Origin of the sequence: Pseudomonas sp. (genome assembly GCF_030683065.1) — a bacterium.
Taxonomy (GTDB): Bacteria; Pseudomonadota; Gammaproteobacteria; order Pseudomonadales; family Pseudomonadaceae; genus Aquipseudomonas.
In genome coordinates, this window is sequence record NZ_JAUXMX010000030.1 from 115,365 (window position 1) to 130,711 (window position 15,347).

Below are 15,347 nucleotides of genomic sequence, written 5' to 3' on the forward strand. Positions count from 1 at the left end.
AGAGCCGATGGTAGCAAATGAACCACTATGCGTCTGCCGCCACATCCGGTAATCCCGAGAGGAAGTGTGGCCCCAGATAACGCACAGGCAAGTCGAACTCCGGCGGGTAATCAACCTGCACCAGGTACAGGCCATGAGGGTGTGCGGTCACGCCACCTGTGCGGCGCACTCCGGTCTCCAGCACTGCGCGCGCCCACTCTACCGGTTGCTCGCCAGCACCGACTGTCATCAATACCCCGGCAATGTTACGCACCATGTGATGCAGGAACGCATTGGCCCGGATATCCAGAACAATAAAGCGGCCGTGTTCGATCAGCTCCAGGTGATGCACCGTCTTGATCGGCGACTTGGCCTGACACTGGCGCGCACGAAAGGCACTGAAGTCATGCGTACCGACAAATGCTTTTGCTGCCTCGCGCATGCGCTCGATATCCAGCGGCCGATGATTCCAGGTCACTTCCTCGGCCATATGCGCCGGACGGACCTGATCACTGTAGATCACGTAGCGATAGCGCCGGGCCTTCGCACAGAAACGCGCATCAAAATGAGCGGGCATCAGCTTGGCCCACACCACACTGATATCGTTTGGCAGATTCCGGTTCGCCCCCATGGCCCAGGCGAGCATGGAGCGCTCGACCGGCGTATCGAAGTGCACCACTTGGGCGCTGGCATGCACTGACGCATCGGTGCGCCCGGCGCAGCTCAAGGTGACGGGCACGCCACCAGCAACTTTCGACAGGGCTTTTTCCAGGGATGCCTGAATTGTCGGCACGCCGGCGCGTTGGCGCTGAAAGCCACGATAACGCGAGCCTTTGTATTCAACGCCAAGGGCGATTCTGTAAATGCCAACGGCAGCCGATTCGGCTGCCGAGATTTCTATGTTATTCAATAGCTTATCGCCACATCGTTTCCGCAATTGGCGCAATTATACCCGCCTGCGGCCTTAGTGCCACGCGGGACAGTGTTTTAGTTGCGGAAACGATTTGCCCCCTCCCCGCCCGTCCTGGGCACCTTTACCCCCTCCTATTTACACGCCGCAAGATCAGGCCTCAGCTCGCACACGTATCCCTGCAGATAGTCCAGCTTCGCCTGGTCGCTGATCACTCCTGCTCGGATATCCCAAACAGCGCGTCCAGCTCGCTCACTGAGTTCGAGGCTTTCTCCATCGACCACGCGGCCGGCGCGGGTGGTGGTGGACACGACGCGATCGGCGTCGGCAGCTCGGACTTCGATGCGCAGCCGCTTGCGCTCATCATCAGCGCCAGCGTACAGCCGGCGTAGGCGTTCGTTCTCTGCTTGTGCATCGGTCAGCTCCTGGTGCTCTTTTGAATCGAGGGCAGCCAGGCGCAGTTCGAGCGCCTGGCGTTTGTCTTGCTGGGCCTGCAACTGGCGGGTGGCGGCGCGCGCGATCTCGCCGAGGGTGTGTTCGTGCGCGGCGGCCTGCTCGGCCTGCTGCTTGCCGTAAAAATTGCTCTGCCACCGCCAGGCACCAGCTGCCGACAGCGCCATCAGTACGGCCACGGCCAGGCCGATCAGCGCCAAGCGGTAGTGCTGCAGCAGGGCGATCATGCCCGCACCTCGGCCAGCGCCTTGGCGTAGTTGGCGTGCCACTTGCGGCTCAGCTCGGCGCGTTTGGCGGCATTGCCGTTGGTGTAGGCACCAGGCCGCCAGTTGTGCAGGTAGCTCTGCAATGCGGCGTCAGCATCGCCGAGGGCCGGCAGCGGCTTGGGGTCAGTCCAGTACAGCAGTCGCGCCAGGGCGGCATCGAGCACGTCGCACTGAGTGGGTAGCGCGTCGAAGATCCCGTCGAGCGTCGGCACTACGCCAAGTTTCGCGCAGACGGTGAACACGTGCGGGCGGCTTGCCGGGTGGCGCAGTACGCCAGCAACCCCGCCGCCACGCTCGAACTGCCAGATGCCCCGCGCAGGACCGCACTTGCCGGGGCGCGCTGGCAACTGGCACTGCTCGCGATTGGGCGACTCCTGCAAGTGAGTGGCCAGCAGCAGCGCCTCGACCTGTGGCAGTCGCTCGGACATGCGCGCAGGCAGAAGCGCCAGCGCAGGCGCAATGGCCTGGCGCCGGATTTCAGAGAGAGTCATAGGTTTCTCCAGGCGTAAAAAAGCCCGCTCAGTGGCGGGCATGGGTTGTGCGGGCGTGGCTCTACGCGGCGATCAGGTCGCCAGCCCAGGCGCAGGTCGCGCCAAGCGTTGCTGGGCTGTAGCTCGACGGGCTGGGCAGGCCGATGGCATTGGCGCACCACTCGCTGCAAAACTGCGCGTGCTCGCTCTGGCGGTTGCGGTTGAATACTTGGCTCATGATCAGCGACGGCCAGCCATAGCGGTCGTCATCGGTGGCGGCGAAGTACGCGACCACCGCATCGGCATCAGCCCAGGGCAGATCGATCAGATCCCAGTGCGCGCCCAGGCTGATCTGGCCGGCGTCGGGGCCGACCCGCTTACGCCGCACACCCTTGTCCATCACGCTGGACGAGTAGCACCATCCGTCGACCACCAGCTCGCAGTGGCTGTAGACGCTCCCAGTCCACAGTCGGATAGCAGCATTGCCAATCTTCCCCTTGCCCTTGTACAGGGCGAGCTGGACGGTCACGGGGCCACCGGCAGTGTGTAATCGAACGTGATGGCAGCCAACTGTTCAGCGGTGGTAGCAGACTTGATGTCGTGCTCGTAGCGCTGACGCAGGCCAGTCAGGTACGCACTGGCTTGGGCAAACTGAGTCGCTTTAATAAGCGTGCGGGCGAGGTACTCGTCACGCGGTATGCCTCGGGCGGTAGACGCAATGTCGATCCACGGCGTTGGTGCGTCTGCGTTGATAGACCAAGCCAAAGACTCAGCCCGCTGGCGTTCCCACGTAGCAATCTCGCTAGGCGGGTATGCGCTGGTGAGTGCGGCGATGGCGGTTTCGTAGGCGGCGTTGTTTTTGGTACACAGTTGCCCGAAAGATAGACCGGAATTAACCCGCTCAGCCTCTACCACCTGGGCAACTTCTGCGGCATCCAGCGGCTCAATACGCCATGTTTGTTGCCACATGCCGTCTATTAATTCGGCGCCGTCCGGCACGGCTTTTTCGAGGCGCTCAGTTAGGGGGCACTGGGTTTCCATTACCCGCTCTAAGTTGGCGGCAGGCTCGGCAGATAGTTCTAGTGTTTCGGGATTGATCCACATTATGCGGCCTCCACGGTTTCAAGTTGAGCAACCCAACGGATTGAAGTTGATGCAAGGCCGGTAACAATTACAGCAAGCGCCCCACGAGTTGTATCGGCAGATAGCGTAACGGTGCAATCTGACATAGCAGCGTCTCCGAAGTCGCTGGTGATAGTGCTGCCGACCAGTGTTGTAGATGCTGCGTTAGCGCCCCGTTTGATTAGTGCTGTGCCTGACCAACTCATTGCTTCATTAGTACCAGTGTTGCGGGCCAATACTCGGATACGGCAGTAGTAGGCGGAGTTGTTGGGCATTACTGGGGCGCGCGCAGCGGTAAGTGCGTAGCCATCGGTTGTTAGTCGCTGGGACTCGGCGGTTGTCGTATCCCAACGCAGGAGGAATCGCTCTACCTGCTGCCGGCCAGAAGACGCCGCAAACCCCTCCGCTATTGCGCCGACAATGCTTCTAGTAGTCGTGTAAAACCCTGTAGCGGAAGACCAGTCGCCAGACGCTACGCAGTATTGCCCGAATGTATAAGATGTCGATCCAGACGACACATTAGCGAACCCAGCGCTAAAGGATGCAGCTCCCGAGGCAGTATTAGTTGACCCCGCCAAAAAGCTCCTATTTCCGCTAGCAACCTGCGCCGCGCTTGACCGTTGAAGCTGCAAATCAACAGATCCCTGGCCGCGCTTGTTACCTCCAGTAGAAGCCCCATCCGGCACCTGGGCCAGAATAGCCCCAGTACCTTTAGGCGCAATCACAAAGTCTATATTCGCCTCGTCGCCTAGTGCAGTAAGCGCATGTACCGGGACAGCAGCGTTAGGCGAGGCGGTAGAGCGCGAGTCTTCAAAGTAAGTGAGGCCCCCGCCGCCCCCGCCGCCCGCTTCTAATTCAATATTCCCCGAGCCGAGCAGAGTCTGGCCGTTAAGGGTTTTGATGTTAGTGGCAGATATGAGGGTGTCTTGTTTCGCGGCCAGCGCATCAGGCACCCCGGCAACTACCACTTTATCTGCCGCACTCATAACGCCCGCCAGCGTATCCGTGGCAGCGTCAAGCGTAGCGTCCTCGCCAGTGCTGGACTCGATGACCACGGTTGTAGTTGTGCGCGTGCCTTGAGCCAAGTTAGTGGCCACGTTTACCTGGGCGCCTGCAGCAACATCGCCGAGCTTGATGCGCTCGGCATCTGTCATCAGGGATTGGCCAGTGGCTTTGTCCACTTTCTCATCCAGCGCAGTGCCCAGCCCGGTGACGGTGCTGATTGCTTGCGCCCCAGTGTGGTTAGCGCGGTCGAATGCCAGCGCCAACCGTCCGGCGAGTTTGCCGATGGCCTGCAGCAGGCTGTCGGTTTCGGCGACCACGGTGCTGGTGGCCAGGCTAAGCCCGGTCAGTAGCGCGGCGCGCACGCGGGCGGCGGTGTGGTAGAGGTTGGCGCCCTCTGGCACGTTGTCGGTGGTGCCCGGCGAGGCGCTGATTTCGGTGTACGCGCTGCCGCCCCAGCGCCATGCTTTGTTTGAGTCAAGCGTGACGTAGATTTTCCCAGCCTCGCCGGTAGCCGGCAGGCTGGCGAAGTCGGCAGCCTCTAGCACGTCGTCGACGTAGGATGGCAGCTGGATAGCTGGCACCTTGCCGGCGGCGTCCAGCGTGGCAACGCCGAGCGCTTCACCCTTCTCGACTGACTGGATCGCGCCATCGGCAAGCGCGCCCTGGGCAGTAGTTGCCTTGCCGGCCAATGCCGCAGCGACAGCGGTTTCGAGCGCGTACTGTGCGTGCGGATCATCCTGCGCGACGTGGGCGGCTACGGCGGCAGCAGAGGTGCCGCCAGACTCCTTGCCGGCCAGCTCAGCCGACAGCCCTTCAATCGTGCTGATTGCCTGCGTGCCGGTGTGATTGCCGCGATCCAGCAGCGCGGCGTCGGAGCTGTTCGCGGTGGCGTTGGCTGCGATATCGCCAAGTTTTGCCTTGTCCTCGGTCGTGTAGTCCTCGGTGCTCAGGCCTTTGCCGGCGGACTTGTCGACCTTATCCGCAAGCGCTTCCGGGATCTCCGGCGGCATCGAGGACAGCGGTAGGGTGTCGCTTTCGCCGAACTCCTCCAGCCGGCCAGATCCGCCGCCGAGGTCGGCCAGCTTTATCGGTTTAATTTCAGCCATTGAGCATCACCTGCACATTGAGCGGGCCGCCGGCACGGTAAACCGGCAGCGCGTAATTGATGGCAAGAGCCAGGCGCAGCAGCGTCCCGTCCTGCTGGAATGCGGACAGGTACACCGGCAAGCCCAGCACCGTATCGCCGGGCGGTAACTGCTGATCACGCCCGCCAGCGCGGACAATCGGTCTGCGCGCTGTCATCAGAGCACCACGTAGCCGTCGTCATCGGTGACCAGCTCGGTCGCCGATTTGGCCACGCCGATGTACTGGCTGATTTTGTTGACGTTGCCGGTGTCGGTTTCGTCGAGCGGGGTCGCGGTTACGCCGCCGGCAGTGCCGAGCCAGTGACGGGCGCCGATGGCCAGGCCGGTCAACTCGGCGTTGGTGCCGTCCAGTGGGTAGACGGTCGCGGTGGCGGCACTGGCGAACTCCTCGAGCACGTAGCCATCCGCCTGGCGACCGTTGCTGTTGTCAGCCAGGCGTACCGAGAACACGCCGGTGTTGTCGTGGTAGTTGACGAACTTGCCCGCGCCCAGTGTCTCGCTGGCGACGGCCTGAGTGGTGTCAGCGCCGATACCGACCGGCAGCACGCTGTCGTCGAGGCGACCATCCGCACCGAGCGCGACGATATTGCCGGAGCTGCCCGCGCCCGAAGAGATGACGGTGGCGAACAGTTGCTTGGTTTTGCCCGCAACGCGAGCCAGAAAGCCTTGAGCCATGGTGTGTTACTCCAGATCGATAGGGTCAGTGAAATTCAGGGTGATGCTTGTTGCCGAAGTGGCCGCGCCGATCAGCACGTCGAAGCCGTCAGCTGGCGGGGTTTGCGTGAGTGCGCCATCGATGCCAAGCCAGATGCGCCCGGGCGTCCAGTTCCAGCCGCTGTCATCGATCACGCCGGAGCGCTGGACGTTGACCGGTGAGCCAGCACTGGCCGCGCTGAGGGTGATGCCGAGCAGCAGGTCGATGTGCGCGGTGTCGCGGTAGTCGAGGTAATGCACCTGGTCGTCGAGTTCGTAGACCGCGCGCAGGGCGCTGAGGGTGTGCCCGGCGGTGCGCTGGAAGGCGCTGCCGCCAGCGGGGCCGGGTGCGCCGGCAATGCCCGGCGGGCCTTGGTCGCCCATGGTCACCACCAGCACATCCGGCGGCGGTTCGACGGTGACGGCGTACTCGAGTAAATGCTCAATCACCAGCGGCGCGCAGCCGCCCTCCACCACTACCGCCCAGGCCTCGACCTGGGCGACGGGCTCAGTCACGCGTCACCTCCGGGCTGACAGTGACCGGCCCCTCGAAGTAGCGGTGCACGGTGCCGTCGGTATAGGTCACTTCCAGGTCATACACCGCCGTCGCCCAGGTGATCGCCGCCGTAGCAGTGGCCGACAGGGTGCGGGCGATGGTACCGGGGCCGGTGATAGTCAGCCCGCCATTGGTGGTGCTCAGCTCCAGCAGCAGGCTGCCGCCCGGCTTGTCGCGGATCTGCATGCGCGCGGTGGCGCCGGTCAAATCAACCGGAGGCTGGTAGATCAGCTGGCCACCGGACGGCGTGCGCCCGACTGCCGACAGCGCGTTGATCTCCAGCGTGCTGGCGTCGATCACCTCGACCCGGTGCGGATGCTCGCGGCGCGGCGCTCGGTTGAGCTCGGGCATCTGCTGCGCGCCCTGCAGCCACACCAGCCAGTCGCCAGGTAGGTCGTGGTCGCACGTCAGGCGCACTGGCGCCGTCGCAGCGATAGCGGTGATCGGGCGGTACTCGAAACGCGGCTGCATGATGCGCAGCGTGTCGCGCAGGGTCGCGCCCTGAATGATGGACAGGGGGATACGGGCCGGCTGCATGGCTGGCTACTCCGAAATGATGGGATAGGTGTCTTAGGCGCTGCGGCGGATTGAGACAAAAGGGGCGGCGTCGATGGCGCTGCTAAAGTCGCCCACATCGAAACCCCAGGTGAAGGGTGGCGCGGCGCCGGTGAATCGCTTGAGAATGCGAGCGGATACCCCCGTGCTCGCCATGCCTACAGGGCGGCTATTGACGTTGATCATGTTGACAGCGGCGCCCACGGGCTGGATCGCGAACCAGTACAGCTGCCCAACCTCAAGTGCCCGCGGTGCGTCCAGGGCTGCCGTTTGATGGCCGGCAGATGCCGCCGGAATAGTGACCATGTCGATGCGCGCATCGGGCCAGCCCTCTGCGGCGGCGGAATAAAGCGCGACCCGGATCGAGGCGCTCGCATTGGCCACCTGTATGCGCACGCCAAGCCGATCTACTTCAATCGGGTAATCCGGCTCGAACGGCACAAGGTAGATATAGGAGTTGCTGTAGGAGGTGTTGCCCGCCGAGGTCAGCTCAAACGGGCACACCATTGAGCCGACCGGCAGGCGCGGCGAGCCGAACCGAGCAGCAGCCGAGCTGCCATCGCCAGGCGCGGGACGCAGCCCCTCCAGCGCGGCAGCGGTCAGGCGCATCTCGAGCGCTGTACCGGCTGGCCAGTAGCGCGCGGCCGTACCTTCCTGCTCGCGCACAATTGTCAGGTCGCCGCCGAGAACGCCGGTCACCTTGATAATTTCCCGGCTTATCTCGCTGGAGCCCAGGCTTTCCAATGCAGTGATGACATAGTGGTCGCCGCTACCCAGCCCGGCTAGCATCGCCGCCTGGTCTGGATCGACGCTCATAGTCAGGTCACCCTCTAGAGCGTCGCCCAGGAGAGCCGCTGACCAGTTGTTCAGGAATAGTTGCATGCTGCCCTCACACGAACGTCATAGTGTCGCCGGCTGGGTCTGAGACCTCGCCGGTGAATGGATTGAAGCAGGCAAACTCAAGAGGCCCGGCGGCCTGATTTGCGTTAAGCGCGCCAACCACTACGCCGCTCATAGACACAAGGCCGTGTGGCGTGGCGCAACCGTAGTACTGCAGCTGCGCCGCGGCGCCCTCGATGTAGTAGTCGCGCAGCAGCACCGCGACGTTGTTTGTCAGCAGGCGCCACTGGTTGCCAGCAAAGACGCGCTGAGAAAAGCCCGGCGGGGTGAGCGGGTCTTCGAGCAGGCTAGATCCGCTGCTCAGCGTCTCGAAGAGCTCGCCGCGACCATCGTCCAGCTCCCACTCGTATGTATCGAGAGTGTTGATTAGGGATGGATAGGTACTGTCACGCACTGAGCGCTCGGTATTCCAAAACGTGACCATCGCCTCACCAGCGACCCGCAGCGTGCCCTCCTCGCGCAGGAAGCGAGAGGCAACTCGCGCCCACCGGTCGCGCTCATCCGGGTTGCCCTCGTACGGGACGCGATGGAACGCAGGGAAGCTCAGATCGATTTCGCGCAGGCGGTCAATCGTGCATTCAATGACATCACCGGCAGAGCCGAACCACAGCGCCAAAATCCGGCCAGTGACATTGCTGCTCATGGGACCGACGATCTTTGCGTAGTCGGCGCCGGTCTGGGCGCTGCCCGTGGCATACACAGTGCCGGGCGGGTCATCGCTCTTGAGGCGGTCTGGCGCGAGGTGGCGCGACGTGCCTGGGTGTTGCGGCGTAGTCTGCCGATTTGTGCGCTGTTCCGTTTCCCTGCCGTCCCCGAACACCGCCGTGCCCAGCGTCTGCTGCATGGTGCGCACCGTGCTGATCTCCAGGGTTATCGCGCCGGTCTCGCCGGTAACCGTGACCAACTGAAACCCCACAGGCAACTTGCGCACCCCGACGTTATAAGCGGGGTCGTCGACGTAAAGCATGTAGATGGCGCGAGCGCCATCCGGGGCGATATCCACCGGCAGAATCCAGCGCTTGACTACCACGGGACTGCTGTTGATCGTCAGCTCATCGCCTGGCTGGATGTCGTCCGCTGGCCACGCCACGGTCAGCGTCTGTTCAGCCGGCGCGCCGCCCAATACACCGAAGCGAGTTGCGCTGCCGCTCAGGCGGATGATCCAGCGCGAGTCATCCGGGGCACTGTAAATCCAGCCACCCAACGATTGCCCGTAGAGGTCAAGGCCCTGCATGATCGCCTCGTTGCGCCACTCCCTGCCCCGCTCATAATCCGCCGCCAACTCCTCCGTGGTGCGGGCCACTGGCGCCACTCCCGGCACTTTTACCCGGTAGGTGTGATTGGCCCAATCCGATAGCAGGTACGGCATGATCGTGCCGTTAAGCAGGTGCAGGCGCCCCGTCGTGTCTACCCGGCCATGCCAGGGCCATCCCCATTGCGGCAGGTTCATTCAATCGTGCCCTCCGGGTCCGCAAGGAAGATTTGAACGACCGCATCATTGGCGTCGCGCAGGTTTAGGATTTTTATCGCGGGCAGCACGAACAGCCCGTCGCTGCTGGTGTGGCCTTCCGGCCAGTACTCCCGGTCGGGGTAGTACTTGCCCTCGAGCAGCGTGACATCCTCAGCCAGCGGGCTGGCAATGCCGCCTGTAGTTGCCGCCGGCTCTTGGTAAACGCCGCGCCCCACGCTCGCCGGCAGCGCACCCACCGCGCCGACCGGGCGCAGGCTGCTGCGCTGGCGGGCGGGAGTGGTCAGGCGGTTGAGGTCTTCAACTACTGCTTTGCCGGTGCGCTCCTCGATGATGCGTTTGCCGATGGCCTTGCGCTCGGCTTCGGCGGTCGGGGCGCGACTGGCGGCCATGCCGGCGGCGATGGCTTGGCGTTGCTCCTGCAGTGTGGCCATGGTTACAACTCCAGCATGTCGTTGGGGATGCCGACGCGGTACAGCTGCTCGGCGGTGAGTTTGTTTTCGTCGCGCTCAGTGATTGGGATCTCGTCGGCAGGGGCATCAAAACGGCGCGGGAAGGTTTCGGTTCCACCGCCGGCGTCGTTGTTGCCGCTAAAGCCCTGCATGGTCTCGTCGTAACCCGGCAGCAGGTAGCCGGAGAGCTGGGTCGGCAGATCCTCGCCGGCACCGGAATCCGCAGTACCTATTACGCCAGCACCCAGGCGAGCCGGCAGGGTCAGCGGATCACTGCTGCCGCCGCCGCGCATGACCGCGATGGTCAGCGTGGTGACAGCTGAGCCGCTGCCCAGGTCGAAGCGGTCGGCGATGCGCGTGCACTTGCCGACGGCGTGCACACCATCACTGTTGATCTCCAGGGTGTGGGTCAGATCAACGCCCATGGCCATGCTGGTAGGCACGTCCCAGCTGATCAGTGTGGCGCGGTGGCCGGCGATGATCTCGGTCTGGCCGGCGCGCAGGGCGACGTTAATCGCGGCAGCGCGGCGTGACTCGTCGTGCAAGTCGCTCGCGCCGCTCTCGCCGCCGGTGATCGGGTCATCCGTCCAGGCCTCGGCCGCTTCGTCCTCGATCTCGAAGGAATAGGACGCGCGCTGGACGATGCGGCTCTCTTCGGCCTCGCCGGCGGCGGTGGCCAGGCTCAGGCTGTAGGTTTCGGTGACGGTTTGCGTCCAGCGCCGGGCGCCCGTCCAGCTCGCGCCCAGCAGCAGGTCGGTATATTTGTTGATCCAGGCCACGCCGTTGTTGCACGGGTCGGTCATGGTGCCTGGCAGCGTGTAGTAGTTCGGCGCGAGCAGGGTCTGGCCGTTGGCGCTGGCCGCATCCTCGATCATCTCGATGTTGGGCAATTCGCTGGGGAAGCCGCGCCACCAACAGAAGCCGCTCATGCCCGTGGAGCCAGCAGTCTCCGGGTGAGCCCAGCTGTACTGCTGATTGCGCTGCCACAGCCGGCTGTAGCGATAACTGAACTCGATCTCGACGCGGTTGGTGATGCTGCTCAGCGGCGCCAAATCGAGGCGCAGGCTTTGGTAAATCGTGGTACCGGGGCCGAATACGAAGTGCGGCGTCGGTGCGGCATACCAGCTGGTCACCCGCAACGCACCAGTGGGCGAGCAGTCGAGGCTGACCGGGCGGGTACTCAGGCGCTCAATGGCGTAGTCCCAATGACTGCGGCCCTCGGTCGGCTCGAACACGTCCGCCGACCAGTATCCGCCGACTAGGCTGTCGATGGCGGCAATGGGCATGGCCTCGACGCGTTGCTGCACCTGGTCGCTGCACTCGCAGCTGAGCAGGCGCGTGGTCGGGTTCCATACCGGGCTGGCGATCTGCCCGGTGTAGCGACGGCTCTCTGTAGTGATGCCGCCTGTAGTGCTGAGGTAATCGAGGCTGACCGCCTTGCCGAGCCAGTCGGTGGGCACCACCGGGGTGCCGGGGGCGATGTACAGGTCGAAGCCGCCCACACCTGCAGCGCCCTCCTCCCGATCACCGTCCGCGCCACCGGCAAGCTGCGCGGTCATGTCGAGCCCGCCGACCATCAGGCGCAGGCGCCAGCGATAGCCGACGCCCCGCACGACGTACTCGGGCTCGGGTACAGCGCCAGCAGCCAGGGCGCCGTTGAGCGGTGCTCCATTAAGCGGCGAGCCGTTGAGCATCAGAGTTCTTCCCAGGCGATGGACCAGCTATGCGTGGCGCTGGCAGATGACTGTTGTTTCGGTGGGCGGCGGGCTTTTACCGAGTAAACCGGCATCCACCACACCTGATACGCCTCCGCACCGTTGACGGCGGTGACCGTGGCCACGCCGTCGACGGTGCTGCAAGCAGCGGGCTGCCAGCGGTCACCGAGCAGCGCGAACGCCCACGGCGCTTGATCCGGACGCGGGGTGCTGGGCAAGGTGTAAACCAACCCGGCGCCCTGCATGCTGTTGACTTGAGTGCTGCGCAGTTCCAGCGGCTGGCTGTAGTCCAAGCCATCCAAGCCCGGCGGCATCCAGCCCTGGCCCGATATGCTGCCGGCCATCTTCTGCCAGTGCGTCATCGGTACACCGGCGCCGTCGCTCATGCGCAGCAGGGTCTCGCCGCCGATGGCCTCTTCGCTCAAGTCCGGCGCGCCAGCGTGCAGCACGATCGGGATTCCCCCGAGGGTGATTTTGGGTTGCGACATAGTGAGCCTCGGTTGTTACTTGTGGGTGCCGCCGAATTTCATTGCGGTTCGGCGCAGTACCTTGTCGAAGCCGTCTTGCTTCATCAGCACCTCAACGCTGTTGCCGCCAGAGTCGAGCGTGGCCCTGCCCCAGTCAGCGAGCGGGTTAGCGCTTTGCATCAAGGCTGGGTTCATCTGCGGGATGCTGGGTAGCGATCGCGCAGGCGCCACCAACCCGCCATCGGCATAGCCGCGCATGCCTGATGCCAGGCGGGCCTGCAGCTGGCTCATGGTGTTGCGGAAGCCCTGCCGGCGGATCTGCTCCAGGAACGACAACGCGCCCGGCTCGTTAACAATGTGCTTGGGCTGGACGTGTTCGTCGGCGTGGACAACGCCGGCTTCCTGGTACTTGCTGCCCGGGCCGGTCCAGCCGCCAGGAGCGAAGCCTGGCGACTGAACATTTTGCAGCACGTAATCACCTGATAGCGGCGCCACATCCTTGATTATCGGCCCGTCAGGATGCGCAACCCTTACCGGAATCACGATCTCAGTGTTGCCCAGCTCGGAGACCAGCGCCTGGATCTGATTTCGCACCGCCTCAATGCTGGCTTCGTCAGACTTGATGCTGACAGGCATATCCTGCAGCTTCTTGGCTCCATCTTTCAGCGCCTCCATGCTGTCCTGGATAGATTTAATCTTCGCTTCGGCGTTGGTCTGCTCGATATCGTTGGCGGCCAACTCGATATCCTGCAGCTCTTGGATAAAGCCGCTGAAGCCGTAGGTGTTCTCGCCGGCTGCCGCCAGATCCTGCAGCATCTTCAATGCTGCCTGAGCCTGGGCCTGGGCGCCTTCGACATCGCCAGCAGCAAGCGCTTCACGAGCACCAACTTTTAGCGCCTGAGCATTGCCGTAGGTAGCGCTGCCATCGCCACCCAGGCCCGCGAGCGCTTCCTTGTAGCGTTCTTCGATTTTTAACCGGTCATCGCGAACCTTCTTAAGGTCCGCGTTGGCTTTTCTCTCGGCGCCGACGAGGGCCTTGGCGCCTTGCTCGGCAGCCTTGACCTGTTCACCCTGGAGCTTTTTCAGCTCACCGATGTATTTGCTATGGGCGTCTACCTCCTGCTGGCGGGCGAACTCGGCAGCACCTGCGGCTACCTCCGCGAGAAACTCCAGCTCGGCATTCATGCCGGTTTGTTCTTGGACGATGGCGGCGCGGAAGGCTGCCAGGGACTCGCGCTTTGCGGTCAGCTCTTCCTCGGTGAACCATAGCGAGTAAACGGTAGTGGTACCGCTCAGGCTCTTGTCGATGTCGGCAATTTCCTGATCCAGCTGATCCAGCTCGGTGGTCAGACCTGCAGAGTTGGCAGCAATAAACGCGATACGATTGCCCAGGTCGACAAACTCAGATGCTCCAGACACGGCAGTGCCTGCCAGGGTTGCCAGCGCCGAGGCGAGCCTGACTAGGTTGTCGATCACGACCGGGTCGGACAGAGTGTCGCCGAGGCCGTTGATCGCATCGATCAGCGGCTGCACATCGGCCTGACCCACTGCCTCGTTCCAGCGATCCGACAGCGCGGTCATGGCGCCGCCAACAGTCTCCGGCAGCGACTCGGCTTCACGGCGCAGGGTTTCGAGCTGGCCGACCATGGCGTCGGTTACTACGTCAGCGGTCAACAGGCCCTGGGTTGCCATTTCCTTGAGCGCGCCAATTGGCACGCCCAGCGAAGCGGCGAGCGCCTGCATCAGGCGCGGGGCCTGCTCTGCGACGCTGTTGAACTCTTCACCTCGCAACGCGCCTGCACCCAGCGCCTGGGCGAACTGGATAACGCCATTCTCGGCCTCGGTCGCCGTAGCGCCTGAAACTCTGAATGATGTGGCCACCGCCTCAGTTAGCTTGAGGATATCGGCCTGGCTGCGCCCTGCTTCTTTCAGCGGGCGACTAATGCGACCGTACAGGGTAACGAGCGAGGCCACAGGGGTCTGGGTGTCGGTCGCGATTCTGCGAAGCTCAGATTGGGCGACGTTGAACTCTTGCTGCGAATCGGTCGCCAACTTCAGGCGCGCGTTCATCAAACTGTAGGCGTCTGCCGTCTGCGCGATGGACTTGATTGTGTTCACCGCAATATAGGCAGCTCCGATTCCGCCGACAGCACCAGTAATCCCTGCGCCGCCAGTGCGCTGACGCTGCTGCTCAGAAACCAGCTGACGCATGGCCAGCTGCGTTTCCTTCACGCGGCGAGTGTATGCAAGCTGGGCAACGGCCAGCTCCTTGTTGGTCAGCCCACCCACTCGGCGCAATAGCGCATATTGCGACTGCGTGCGCGCAAGTTCTGACTGCAAGGCCCGATAGCGGTTCACGCCCAAATCGCCACGGGCCGCTTCGATATTGGCCTGGCGCTGCTCACGCGTAACCTGGGCCAGGGCGGCGGCCTGGGCGCGAATACCTTCCCGGGCGCTCGCATATCGGCCCCTTTCGGCGGCAGCGGCGGCCTCTGACTGAGTGGCGCCGGCCTGCACGCCGGCTCGAAGCCTGCGCAGCTCTTCGAGGGTTTCAGAGACCTTGCGGCGATAGCTGGCCTCTGCTTCCGCACGTTGCTTGCCAGTAAGGGTCGCGTCCGCAGCTACCAGCTGGTATTGCCGGCGCAGATCGACCAGGGCGCGCTGAGTGTCCTCGATTGCCCCAACGCCAAAGGTGTCCTTGGCACCCCTCATGGCTACGTCGGCATTGCCAGCCGCCACACCTTTGGCGATCTCTGCCTGGAGCCTCTGCTGCTCGCCGGCAAGGTTGCGAGTATCCACGCCAGCGGCGCGCAACTCAGTTCGCTGCTCGCGCACCTTGGCCTTCTGCCGGTCAAACTCAAGGGTGGTGCGTGCCAGGGTGCGCTCGGCCTTGCTCAGTTCGCTAGCCAAGCCCTTTACGGGCTGGCCTGCCTGCTGGAATGCATCGCGCAACAGCTCCACGTTGCGCTTTGCTGCGAAGAACTCGGTGGCGGCCTTCTTGGCACTTTCCTGGGACTGCTGCAACACGCTGATCTGGCCAAGCGGTTTTTCAAGCGCCTTGACCATATCGCCGAATTCTTTACGGAACCCGCTAATGCCCTTGGTTGCCTGGCCTACATCGGCCGTCAGCCGCAGCTCGACGTCAGTCATGATCTAACCCTTCAAAGCGCTGCGAAACAGCGACCATGGAT

At 63.5% G+C, this 15,347-nt stretch carries 16 protein-coding genes; all 16 read right to left on the reverse strand.

The genetic code is table 11. The features are described 5' to 3' along the window. Nucleotides 1-25 precede the first annotated feature (25 nt). Nucleotides 26-889: a tRNA pseudouridine(38-40) synthase TruA gene (gene truA, locus Q8K09_RS08350; RefSeq protein WP_305254507.1), complete on the reverse strand. Its 864-nt coding sequence runs from the start codon at nucleotides 887-889 to the stop codon at nucleotides 26-28. A gap of 134 nt (nucleotides 890-1,023) precedes the next feature. Continuing rightward, on the reverse strand, nucleotides 1,024-1,569 hold the full coding sequence (locus tag Q8K09_RS08355) for a lysis system i-spanin subunit Rz (protein WP_305254508.1): 546 nt from the start codon (nucleotides 1,567-1,569) through the stop codon (nucleotides 1,024-1,026). Beyond that, a complete protein-coding gene (locus Q8K09_RS08360; RefSeq protein ID WP_305254509.1) occupies nucleotides 1,566-2,099 on the reverse strand; it encodes a hypothetical protein in 534 nt (177 codons plus the stop codon). Before Q8K09_RS08360 ends, Q8K09_RS08355 begins: the two co-directional genes overlap by 4 nt. Nucleotides 2,100-2,160: 61 nt before the next feature. Further along, nucleotides 2,161-2,607, reverse strand: a complete 447-nt coding sequence (locus tag Q8K09_RS08365) for a hypothetical protein (RefSeq protein ID WP_305254510.1) — start codon at nucleotides 2,605-2,607, stop codon at nucleotides 2,161-2,163. Beyond that, nucleotides 2,604-3,182 (reverse strand): hypothetical protein, encoded by a 579-nt coding sequence (locus Q8K09_RS08370; protein WP_305254511.1) that lies wholly within the window; start codon nucleotides 3,180-3,182, stop codon nucleotides 2,604-2,606. Before Q8K09_RS08370 ends, Q8K09_RS08365 begins: the two co-directional genes overlap by 4 nt. After that, on the reverse strand, nucleotides 3,182-5,311 hold the full coding sequence (locus Q8K09_RS08375) for a hypothetical protein (protein ID WP_305254512.1): 2,130 nt from the start codon (nucleotides 5,309-5,311) through the stop codon (nucleotides 3,182-3,184). The genes Q8K09_RS08370 and Q8K09_RS08375 overlap by 1 nt, the downstream gene beginning before the upstream one ends. Continuing rightward, nucleotides 5,304-5,507, reverse strand: a complete 204-nt coding sequence (locus Q8K09_RS08380) for a hypothetical protein (protein WP_305254513.1) — start codon at nucleotides 5,505-5,507, stop codon at nucleotides 5,304-5,306. The genes Q8K09_RS08375 and Q8K09_RS08380 overlap by 8 nt, the downstream gene beginning before the upstream one ends. Beyond that, nucleotides 5,507-6,025: a hypothetical protein gene (locus Q8K09_RS08385; RefSeq protein ID WP_305254514.1), complete on the reverse strand. Its 519-nt coding sequence runs from the start codon at nucleotides 6,023-6,025 to the stop codon at nucleotides 5,507-5,509. The genes Q8K09_RS08380 and Q8K09_RS08385 overlap by 1 nt, the downstream gene beginning before the upstream one ends. Nucleotides 6,026-6,031: 6 nt before the next feature. Further along, entirely contained in the window at nucleotides 6,032-6,559 is a 528-nt protein-coding gene (locus Q8K09_RS08390) for a hypothetical protein (RefSeq protein WP_305254515.1), read from the reverse strand. Continuing rightward, nucleotides 6,552-7,136: a hypothetical protein gene (locus tag Q8K09_RS08395; protein ID WP_305254516.1), complete on the reverse strand. Its 585-nt coding sequence runs from the start codon at nucleotides 7,134-7,136 to the stop codon at nucleotides 6,552-6,554. Before Q8K09_RS08395 ends, Q8K09_RS08390 begins: the two co-directional genes overlap by 8 nt. Nucleotides 7,137-7,169: 33 nt before the next feature. After that, the gene (locus Q8K09_RS08400; RefSeq protein WP_305254517.1) at nucleotides 7,170-8,036 is read right to left on the reverse strand and encodes a hypothetical protein; all 867 of its coding nucleotides are present in this window, start codon (nucleotides 8,034-8,036) and stop codon (nucleotides 7,170-7,172) included. A gap of 7 nt (nucleotides 8,037-8,043) precedes the next feature. After that, nucleotides 8,044-9,504 (reverse strand): hypothetical protein, encoded by a 1,461-nt coding sequence (locus Q8K09_RS08405; protein WP_305254518.1) that lies wholly within the window; start codon nucleotides 9,502-9,504, stop codon nucleotides 8,044-8,046. Further along, on the reverse strand, nucleotides 9,501-9,956 hold the full coding sequence (locus Q8K09_RS08410; protein WP_305254519.1) for a hypothetical protein: 456 nt from the start codon (nucleotides 9,954-9,956) through the stop codon (nucleotides 9,501-9,503). Before Q8K09_RS08410 ends, Q8K09_RS08405 begins: the two co-directional genes overlap by 4 nt. A gap of 2 nt (nucleotides 9,957-9,958) precedes the next feature. Then, nucleotides 9,959-11,668, reverse strand: coding sequence for a hypothetical protein (locus Q8K09_RS08415; protein WP_305254520.1), 1,710 nt, complete (start codon nucleotides 11,666-11,668; stop codon nucleotides 9,959-9,961). Beyond that, entirely contained in the window at nucleotides 11,668-12,177 is a 510-nt protein-coding gene (locus Q8K09_RS08420; RefSeq protein ID WP_305254521.1) for a hypothetical protein, read from the reverse strand. Before Q8K09_RS08420 ends, Q8K09_RS08415 begins: the two co-directional genes overlap by 1 nt. 15 nt (nucleotides 12,178-12,192) lie before the next feature. Continuing rightward, nucleotides 12,193-15,306 carry a tape measure protein gene (locus tag Q8K09_RS08425; RefSeq protein ID WP_305254522.1) on the reverse strand — a complete coding sequence of 1,038 codons (3,114 nt, stop codon included), beginning with the start codon at nucleotides 15,304-15,306 and terminating at the stop codon, nucleotides 12,193-12,195. Nucleotides 15,307-15,347: the final 41 nt, after the last annotated feature.